Here is a 9,931-nt window from a genome sequence, read left to right on the forward strand (position 1 = left end):
GACCTGGAAAGGGGAAGAGAAGATTTGATCGCTCAACCGCTACCGATCACAACTGCCTTGGCAGACGCTTAGAGAGTAAACTTAGCCAAAACTAAAGTCAGCTTCACTTAAGCTGTTTGCCTCTACTCCCAGCAAGATGGCTAAGTCTTCACCATTCAAGCTAATTAAGGTTCCCTCATCAATTGAAGTGGTAACAACATCAGCAAAACTGGCTTCTACGCCCGCAACTGCAAGTATGTCCTCCTCGGAAGTAAAGTCAGTAATGGTATTGGTTCCGTCACTGAAATCAGGACCTAGAATTTGGAAGCGATCCTCATCCGCGCCACCGGTAACAATGTTATTAGCGCCACCGCCCGGAAAGAAGAACTGATCATTGCCCTCTCCTCCGATTAAACGGTTATCACTACCGCCAAAGAAGCGGTCATCTCCACTTTCCCCGAAGATGCGATTACTAGAACCGGTACTTACATCAATCGAGTCATTGCCAGCGCCAGCGAAGAGGAGATCGCCAAGGGCATCGAAGTCATTGTTACCCGTTTCACCATCAAAGAGGTCGTTTTCACGAGTCCCAAAGATGACTTCTTGGGGTGAGGTAACTCCATTGGGTAAGTTTTCAGAATTTGCTCCCAAACGTGGATTGAGATCCAACGATTCTTCCAACTCAATGAGGGCAATTTCATTATTATCAATTTCTGGGGGACGACCGACAGAGAAGGGATAATTGTTATCGTTGGCCACTAAAATTGTGTTTTCATCAATGACTAACACATCTTCAATGGTGACAAAAGGCATAGTATAGGTGGTTTCACCATCCTGATTCAGATCGTCAGGATCAGGGATGTTGAGTAAGTCAACCACTTCCTCTTTTTCAACAAAGCCTTCTTCGTTGATGTTGGAGAAATCAACTTTAAAGACTTTCTTGAACTCTGCGTTCTCTGCTTGTCCGCCATCCCGTTCAATAACGAGGAATTCGGTTTCATTAATCGGGGTAAAATCACCGATCGCGTGATTGGCTTCTGCTTTTTCATAAAAGCCAACAATGTCTTCCTCATATTGACCACTAGTGAGGTCAAACTCGTAAATCCGCAACGCGGTATCGGGATCGCCGGTGACTGACCCTTCTAACAGGGGATAAGCTGTCGCGCGATCAGGGCTAAAGGCCATCCCTTCAAAGCCGCGCGATCGCGGTAAATTTGGCTCTTCAATCAACGGTTCGAGTACGGTGCTGCCAGTGGCAGGGAAGTCAGTAAAGAAGCCATCCACACCAATTTCAATGAGTTGTTCAAACTCTTCCCCTGGGGTTTGAGGAGTCCCATCTTCTTCTAACGTTAAGAAGCGTTCCTCGTTCCGCAGCGTGTAAGGATGAACTTGTAATCCCGCTGCTTGGGCATCATCGACAAAAGCGGTGACTTCGCCAGTGAGTTGGGTGGTAATTTCCGCTTCCCCATCCCCATCGCCATCAACAGGGGTCTCGAGGTCTTCTCGTAGCAAGAAATTATTTTTCCAAGGTCCTGCGCCTTCGGCATATTTCTCGCTGATGACCTGGAGAAATTCAGGACTATCAAGGTCGCTGTAAACGGTAGCTTCAGACAGGGGAGTTTCAGCAGCATCGAGGAAATCTTCACCGTAAATGGCGGCTAAGTCATTCCCTTGTTCCACATTAAAGCGGATATCGTAGGGAACGGAGAAACCACTATCAGGACTCGCAGAAGCGGTGGCGTTGCCATAGAGTTGAACCAGAGGCAAATCTCCCAATTCTTCTTCATTAAGAGTTTCCTGTAATTCAATGAGGTTTTGGAACTCAAAGGACTGAATGAAAATGCGACTAGGATCAGTAAAACCTGTCTCTTGTAAGGTTTGGATTAAAGGTTCTTCTAACGATAAACCCTGTTGATCAAAGAAGGTGGGATGTTTCGTTTCCGGATAAATCCCCACTTGAACCCCTGTTTCTGCTTCCACCTGTTGAACCAGTTCAATGACCTCTTGGAAGGTGGGAATTTCAAACTCGTCGTTGAAAGATTGGTCGCGAAAATCCCGAGACTGAAGGGCACGAACATTCTCTTTAATTTCTTCTAAGGTGAAGTCTTCGGCAAACCAACCGCCCACTAACTCGCCATCAAGATTTTTGACCGTGAGTCGGTCTGCAAACTGGGGTAAATCGGGAATATTGGTGGTTAAGGTGCTATCTTCTTTAACAATGGGATCGCCCTTTTCGTCGAAGCGAATTTCCCCATTTTCATCTAACTCAACTTGGGCTAAAGTTGGCTCATGACGGGCAATTAACATCCCATCACTGGTACTAACCAGGTCGGGTTCAACAAAATCTGCCCCTTGCAGAATCGCAGCACGATAGCCTTCTAAGGTATGTTCCGGGAAGTCGCCACTAGCACCCCGGTGGGCAATGACGAGAGGGGGTTCCTCAGTCAGCGTATTAAAATCAAAGTCAGGATTTTGCGGAGAACGCACTTCTTCGGCCACCATCGCATCCCGAACCGGATCCCCTGTACGCGGGAAATCTGTGAAGAAGCCATCGACACCGATATTAATCAGTTGTTCAACTTCTTCTGCTGGGGTTTGAGGAGTCCCGTCTGCTTCTAGGGTTAAGAACTGTTCTTCATCTCGTAAGGTATAAGGATGAACCTGTAACCCTGCCTCATGGGCATCATCGACAAAAGGGGTGACTTCACCGGTGAGTTGAGTATCGATTTCGGCTTCCCCATCGCCATCCCCATCAACAGGCGTTTCGAGGTCTTCCCGCAGCAAGATGTTATTTTTCCAAGGACCGGCGCCTTCAGCATATTTTTCGCTGATGACCTGGAGAAATTCGGCACTATCGAGGTCACTGTAAACGGTATTTTCAGACAGGGGAGTTTCAGCAGCATCGAGGAAATCTTCACCGTAAATGGCGGCTAAGTCATTCCCTTGTTCCACATTAAAGCGGATATCGTAGGGAACGGAGAAACCACTATCGGGACTCGCAGAAGCGGTGGCGTTGCCATAGAGTTGAACCAACGGCAAATCGCCTAATCCTGCTGCATCAAGCTGTCCTTGCAGTTCGATCAGGTTTTGGAACTCAAAAGACTGAATAAAAATGCGATTCGGATCAGTGAAGCCTGTCTCTTGTAAGGTTTCAATTAACGGTTCTTCTAACGATAAACCCTGTTCATCGAAGAAGGTAGGATGTTTCGTTTCGGGATAAATGCCAATTTCTTGTCCGGTATCCGCCTCAACCTGTTGAACCAGTTCAATGACTTCTTGAAAGGTGGGAATTTCAAATAAGCCATCAAAAGACGGGTCACGGAAGTCCCGAGATTGAACTGCGCGAACATTCTCTTTAATTTCTTCTAAGGTGAAGTCTTCGGCGAACCAACCCCCGACTAATTCACCATCAAGATTTTTGACGGTCAGTCGGTCGGCAAACTGGGGTAAATCCGGAATATTGGTGGTTAAGGTGCTATTTTCTTTAACAATGGGATTGCCATTCTCGTCGAAGAGAATTTCCCCATTTTCATCCAGTTCTACTTGAGCTAAGGTTGGTTCGTGACGGGCAATTAATACGCCGTCGCTGGTGATGGCAAGGTCAGGTTCAACAAAGTCTGCCCCTTGCGCGATCGCGGCGTTGTAAGCCTCCAAGGTATGTTCCGGGAAGTCGCCACTGGCGCCCCGATGAGCGATAACAATTGGATCTTGCTCGTTTAAGGTATTGAGTTCATTGGTATTAGGTGTTGGAATCGGGGATTCTAACAGTTCTCCTGCAGCGTTGAAATGGAGTAAGAAGGGACCAAACTCATCTCCCACCCAGATCTCGCCATTGGCATCAATGACAAAAGATTCGATATCAAAATCAGCCCCAGTGAGCAGTCGTTCCGATGTATCTTCATTAACAATGGGATAGGGAATCTGATTATTCGGATCAGACAGTTGTATAAAATCTTCCACAACAACTGTGCCATCGCCATTTTCTGTTCCCGTGAAGTTGGGATCCAATTCATAGATGCGTAACAGATAGTCACTGCTATTGTCTTGTGAGCCAAACCCATTATCGGAAAGAAACCAAAACTTTCCTTCTCCCTCTGGAGCAAATTGCACGCCACTAAAGCCTTGTACCGGTTGACCGGCAAAGGGACCGGTTCGTCCGTTAGCAGCAATCCCCTCTCCGGCTGGGGGACCTTCAGCAAATGTATCGGCGGGTAAAACAGCAAATCCTTTTAACATGATGAGAACCTCTACCATCAATACTTTCAACTACGTAGACGTTCTCATGGCAACGTTAATTTTGTTTTAGCAAAGCGTTAAAGATCGACAGTCTTAAAATTATGAAAAGTTTAATAAGGGGATGAAATGCTTCTAACTCAGGGTTCGCTCATTTTGCAACAAGGTGATCAGATTAGATTAAAGTCAGGGAATGAACCAACCTGTCACCGTAACCACTAAACGAGTGGATGATATTCCACTACTTTTCGCACAACTTAAATGACCATTCTCCCTTCACCTTTCACCTCCGTTACCAAACCGATCAATTATTACTAATTTTAGTCATTTTATTATATGACTAAAATCATTAAATAAGTGGTAGAATATCTATGATGACATTAACCACCAATTTTAGTGATGAATATTGCTTTAGGACAGTTAATCCATAGTCGGGTACCGACGCCGATTGATCAACAGAATGTAATTCGCATGAATCGTGACACGCTTGATTCAAGAGCAGTACTGGATCTCAGTCAACCAGCCACCATCACGATGCCTGAAACGAACGGACGCTACATGAGTTTGCAAATCGTCAGCCCCAATGAAGAGGCGAGGATTGTCACGACTCCCGGTGAGTATCGTATCAGCGAAGAGGAAGTGGGAACACGGTACGCATACATCATTATCCGCACCTTCGTTGATGCCTCTAACCCAGCGGATATCGAGGCGGTGAATGCGCTTCAGGATCAAATTGGAGTGGAGGGTGGAGAGGGAACGCTCGATATAAGGAACTGGAACCGCGAGCAAGGGCAGACCCTTGCCGATGTGCTCCTCCTCCTCGCCAGCACCTTGACAGATACCTCGAATTTTGTCGGTGAACCGGAAGAGATCGCTCCGCTCTATCAACTGCTCGAAATGGCTTTTGGCTGGGGGAGTCTCCCTGAGGAGCATTTAGTTGCGATTCCTGTCACTCCCGAGAATAACGACGGCAATACGCCTCATTCTCTAACCGTAAGCAATGTGCCGGTGGATGCCTTCTGGTCAATCAGCTTGTATAATGCTGAAGGCTTGTTTGAGCAGAACGACCGGGAGCGGTACACAGTAAACAGCTACACAGCTGAGCGCAATGCCGATGACAGCTATACTGTAAACTTTGGCCGTTGCGAAGACAGTCGTGTCAATTGCCTGCCCATCATGGAAGGTTGGAATTACGTCGTGCGCTTATACGAGCCGCGGCAAGAAATCTTAAATAGGATTTGGACCTTTCCGCTACCCGAACCAAGCCAATAACTGTAGTAGTCCGTCGCTCTGATCTTAATGAACCGAATCGAGAACTCGACTGTGGTCGTTTAACTTAAGCTTTCCCGCCTTCTCCCATCTTCACCGCAAAAGTAGCATTTCTTAAAGGAGAAGAATTGAGCGAGGGCTTACGTTTCAGAAAATATCTCATAAGTTTGCCAACTTGGCAACAGAGCCGTTGGAAGTTCTCCTATTGTTTAGTTGTGTAGAAATACAACCTAGGAGAAATCAAATGGGTGATATCAATTTTAATATTGCTAAGGATGTCAATCTGAATAAACAAGTTCAGATGGACATTAACAAAAATGTTGATGTCAACGTTAATAACCCCGACCAGTTGGCAACAGCAGAAGCGGATGCGGAAGCCTTTGGTCCGAATGCTTTGGCTGAAGTGGATGCTTATACTTTAGTGACTCCACCAACTGAGATGCCGGGAGAAGTATTTGAGGATAGCGGCGCGATCGATGTTGTAGGTAATACAACTGACTTTGGATTAGAGGGCTCAGTAGAAATTGTGGGGGGTGATGGTGACTTACCAGAAGATATCACTGTTAACCTTAGCAACTCTGACGGAGAGTTGCCAGATGCAGATGATATTAATGCTGGCGGTTCGTTAGCCTCCTTGGATGGAAGCGCTACTACCGATACTCCGATATCAGTACCGGATGCTCCTCTCTCATTCGATAATGACCTGAACCTTAGCTTTGTTCAAGAGATTGCAGTTGGGAATCCAGCAACGGCAGAGGCTGAATATAGTATTGATAATGATGTTGTAGTTAGTTTCGGAAATCAAGATCTTGACCTCAATGGTGACGGAAACTCAGTTGATGATGAACTAACACTGACAATTCCTGCCGGGTCCACCTTCTTCGTAGAGGAACTGGCTAACGGGGAAATAGAGCTTGAATTTGCTTCAGCACCTGAAGGTGACCCAATTCTGTGGTCTCATGATGATCTAGAAGGAGATCTAGCTCCAGATAGTCCTATAGATACTCCTTTTGAAGTGACTGCTTTCGTTCAGGATGCTCAAGATGCGGGGCTAGAAGACATCGAAGCTGATTGGGCTTTTCAAGCCGGTATCTTTGATCGAATTGAAGGCATCCCAGGTGAAGGAGGAACAGCATTTGCTTATGCTGAATCGACTTCTGCGCTTGACCTGAATCCTAACGCTGGCGGTGACTTAGTAGCCTAAGCGCGGTAGGGGCGACTTTTCGTCAAATCAACTCGTCAATTACCAGCCACGAAAACCCTGAACTACATAGCTGCTGCACTCAACCCCTTTGCCTTCAACCAGGAGGATCTTTAACCCAAAGTATCCCTCTCTTAAGCTGTCAACTAATGCAGATCTTTAACCAGGAGGATCTGCTTAGTCTTCAACCAGGAGAAACTTTAACCAGGAGGAACTTTCCTGGTTGAAAAGGGGTGAGCACAATTCTTGCAACCTAGGAGAAGTTACTTACGTGAGTATAAAATATTTGCCCTGTTTTGGCAAGACTTTTTCTAGGATTTTTTCTAGAGCTGAATCAATCCCTTCAGCTTGCCATACTTCTCGTTGAGTTATCAATCACACACACTGATCGCTCAGGTTGGTTCAAGGGAAAGGGGAAAAGGGTTTCTTTTTCCAAGCCGATCATTAAAAGAAATTTGGTTCCGAATCAGAACACTAGCGGCTCCTTCAGATAACGATTTTCTCGGAAAAGTTTTGGAGAGACTTGAGCCTTTTTTTTCTCACTGAATGTAATAAAAACCAAGAATTAGCGGCTTATCCAACCTGAACAGCGCTAGATAAGAGTTATGAATAACGAAAACGTTTCAGAATCTAATCTTAAATCCCTGATCCAACTTGCCTTGAAAAAACACAAATTAGGGGAATTGGAGGAAGCTGAATCACTATACCAACAACTCTTACAAGTTCAATCCCAATCTTTAGGCGAACAAGAATATCAACTGATTGTACTTGGCAATTTGGGCAATATCTTTGAACAACAGGGCAAATTAGAGGCAGCAGCAGAGCACTACCAACAAACATTACAGCTTAAGCCCGATTATGCCGAAATTCATTACAATTTAGGCAATGTTCTCCGGCGACAAGGCAAGTTTGATGCTGCCATCAACTCTTATCAGCAAGCTTTAAAATTCAAGCCGGATCATGCGATGAGTCATCACAATTTAGGCAATCTTCTCCTGTCTCAGGGTCAGTTAGATGCTGCCATAGAGTCTTATCAGCAAGCCTTAAAATTCAAGCCGGATCATGCGATGAGTCATCACAATTTAGGCAATCTTCTCCTGTTTCAGGGTCAGTTCGATGCCGCAAGAGATTCCTATCAGCAAGCTTTAAAATTTAAGCCGGATTATGCTGGCGCTTATTACAATTTAGGTCGAATTTTCCAGCGCAAAGGCGAGTTACACGCCGCGAGAGACGCTTATCAGCAAGCCTTGAAAATTAAACCGGATTATGCTGAGGCGCATTATAATTTAGGCAGACTTTTTCAGGAACAAGGTCAGTTACACGCCGCGAGAGAAGCTTATCAGCAAGCTTTGAAAATTAAACCGGATCATGCCGAAGCTCATCACAGTTTAGGTTGTGTCTTTGAGTCGCAAGAGCAACTAGACGCTGCCGAAAAATCCTATCAGCAAGCCCTAAAATTTTTGCCCGACTCGGCTCGTAAGAATACTTATTTTAACTTGGGCAATATCTATTCCAACCAGGGTAAATTAGACGCAGCCATAGAAACGTACCAACAGGCTTTAAAAATTAATCCTGATTATTCTCTGGCTAAATTAGGGATTCTCATCAATCAATTGCCGATTATCTATTCCAGTTGTGAAGAAATCAAACAGAGACGAAATGACTATCGGCAACACCTCAATGAATTAGCCCAACACTATCAAAACGCCGATGCTCAACAACTCAAAGCAGCCGTCGAATTGGTCGGAGCGTTACAGCCGTTTTATTTGGCGTATCAAGGTTTAAATGATCGCGCATTACAGCAAACCTATGGGGAAATGCTGGTTCGGATTATGTCCAGTCAATATCCCCAATGGAGTCAAGCGCTTCCGCTGCCCAAATTACAAGCTAACGAGAAAATTCGCGTCGGGTTTGTTTCTCGATTTTTCTACACTCATTCCGTTTGGAAGATTGTCATGAAGGGTTGGGTCGAAAACCTCAATCGGAGTGAGTTTGAATTATTTGGGTATCACACTGGCTTTGAGCGCGATCGGCAGACTGCCAAAACTGCAAAAGCATTTGACAAATTTACTCAAGGTTCGCGTTCGCTAGAACAGTGGTGTAACTTAATTCAACAAGATCAATTACACGTCTTGATTTTTCCTGAATTTGGCATGGACCCAACGGCACTGAAGCTGGGTTGTTTAAGACTGGCGCCGATTCAAATGACCTCTTGGGGACACCCAAATACCAGCGGCTTGCCCACCATTGACTATTACTTGAGCAGCGATTTGATGGAACCGGAAAACGCTCAAGAACACTACACCGAACAATTAGTCAGATTGCCCAATCTCTCGATTTCTTACACCCCGTTAGCCCTGGAAACGAAAGCGGTTAGCAAAAAAGACTTGGGCTTGGCTGAAGATGAAATCATGTTCTGGTGTTGTCAATCTCTATTTAAGTATTTACCCGAACATGACGATGTCTTTCCCCGAATTGCCAGGGAGTTAGCCCAGGCGAAGTTTGTCTTTATCAAACATCAGAGTGAATATATCACTGAAGTCTTTTGCCAACGTTTAAGAGCTGCCTTTAAGCAATTCGGGCTGCATGATCGAGACTACTGCATTTTTCTGCCCCGCATGGATACCCAAACTTTTAGCGGCACAGCAGCCATCGCAGATGTTTGTCTCGATAGCCTCGGTTGGTCAGGAGGCAACACTACCTTAGAAACCATTGCTCATCATGTTCCTGTTGTTACGCTACCGGGAGAGTTAATGCGGGGACGGCATTCGATGGCAATTCTCAAAATGATGGGCATCGAAGAAACCATCGCTTCGAGTAAAGAAGAATATGTGCAAATGGCTGTTCGCTTAGGTCAAGATCTTCAATCTCGCCAGTCGATTTCCCAGCTCATCGCTCAGAACAAGCATTACCTCTATGGCGACCTCAAACCCGTCAGAGCCTTAGAGGACTTTTTACGCCATGTTGTTGGGAAGCCGAGAAGATCCCTAACCACTCCGGTAGCCGAACCCTTGCGCCGGGCGCTCCAAGCCCATCGGGACCAGCATTTCGAGTCAGCCGAGGCGGCGTATCGGCAAGTTTTATCGATTCAGCCCCACCATCCCGAGGCGTTATACGGCTTAGGTCTCATTGCCCAGCAAAGCCAAAGATTTTTAGAGGCTGAAAACTTATTCACTCAAGCGACCCAAGTGCAGCCCGATGCGGTCAAAGCTTGGTTTGCTTTGGGCAATCTGCGTCAAACGCAGGGAC

Annotated in this window: 4 protein-coding genes; 3 read left to right on the forward strand and 1 reads right to left on the reverse strand. The window is 45.8% G+C overall.

Annotated elements, in window-relative coordinates; genetic code table 11:
• Nucleotides 1–81: 81 nt before the first annotated feature.
• A complete protein-coding gene (locus tag GVY04_11890) occupies nt 82–4,215 on the reverse strand; it encodes a glycerophosphodiester phosphodiesterase (GenBank protein ID NBD16801.1) in 4,134 nt (1,377 codons plus the stop codon).
• 396 nt (nt 4,216–4,611) lie between these two features.
• Here GVY04_11890 and GVY04_11895 point away from each other — a divergent pair, with 396 nt between their 5' ends.
• The 3 genes from GVY04_11895 to GVY04_11905 form a co-directional block, all read left to right on the forward strand.
• Complete coding sequence (locus GVY04_11895; protein NBD16802.1) at nt 4,612–5,484, forward strand: DUF1254 domain-containing protein; 873 nt, start codon at nt 4,612–4,614, stop codon at nt 5,482–5,484.
• 241 nt (nt 5,485–5,725) lie between these two features.
• Nucleotides 5,726–6,685 carry a hypothetical protein gene (locus GVY04_11900; protein ID NBD16803.1) on the forward strand — a complete coding sequence of 320 codons (960 nt, stop codon included), beginning with the start codon at nt 5,726–5,728 and terminating at the stop codon, nt 6,683–6,685.
• Between the two features lie 602 nt (nt 6,686–7,287).
• Nucleotides 7,288–9,931, forward strand: a 2,644-nt coding sequence (locus GVY04_11905) for a tetratricopeptide repeat protein (protein NBD16804.1), incomplete at its 3' end; no start/stop codon positions are given.

The organism is Cyanobacteria bacterium GSL.Bin1 (assembly GCA_009909085.1).
Taxonomy (GTDB): Bacteria; Cyanobacteriota; Cyanobacteriia; order Cyanobacteriales; family Rubidibacteraceae; genus Halothece.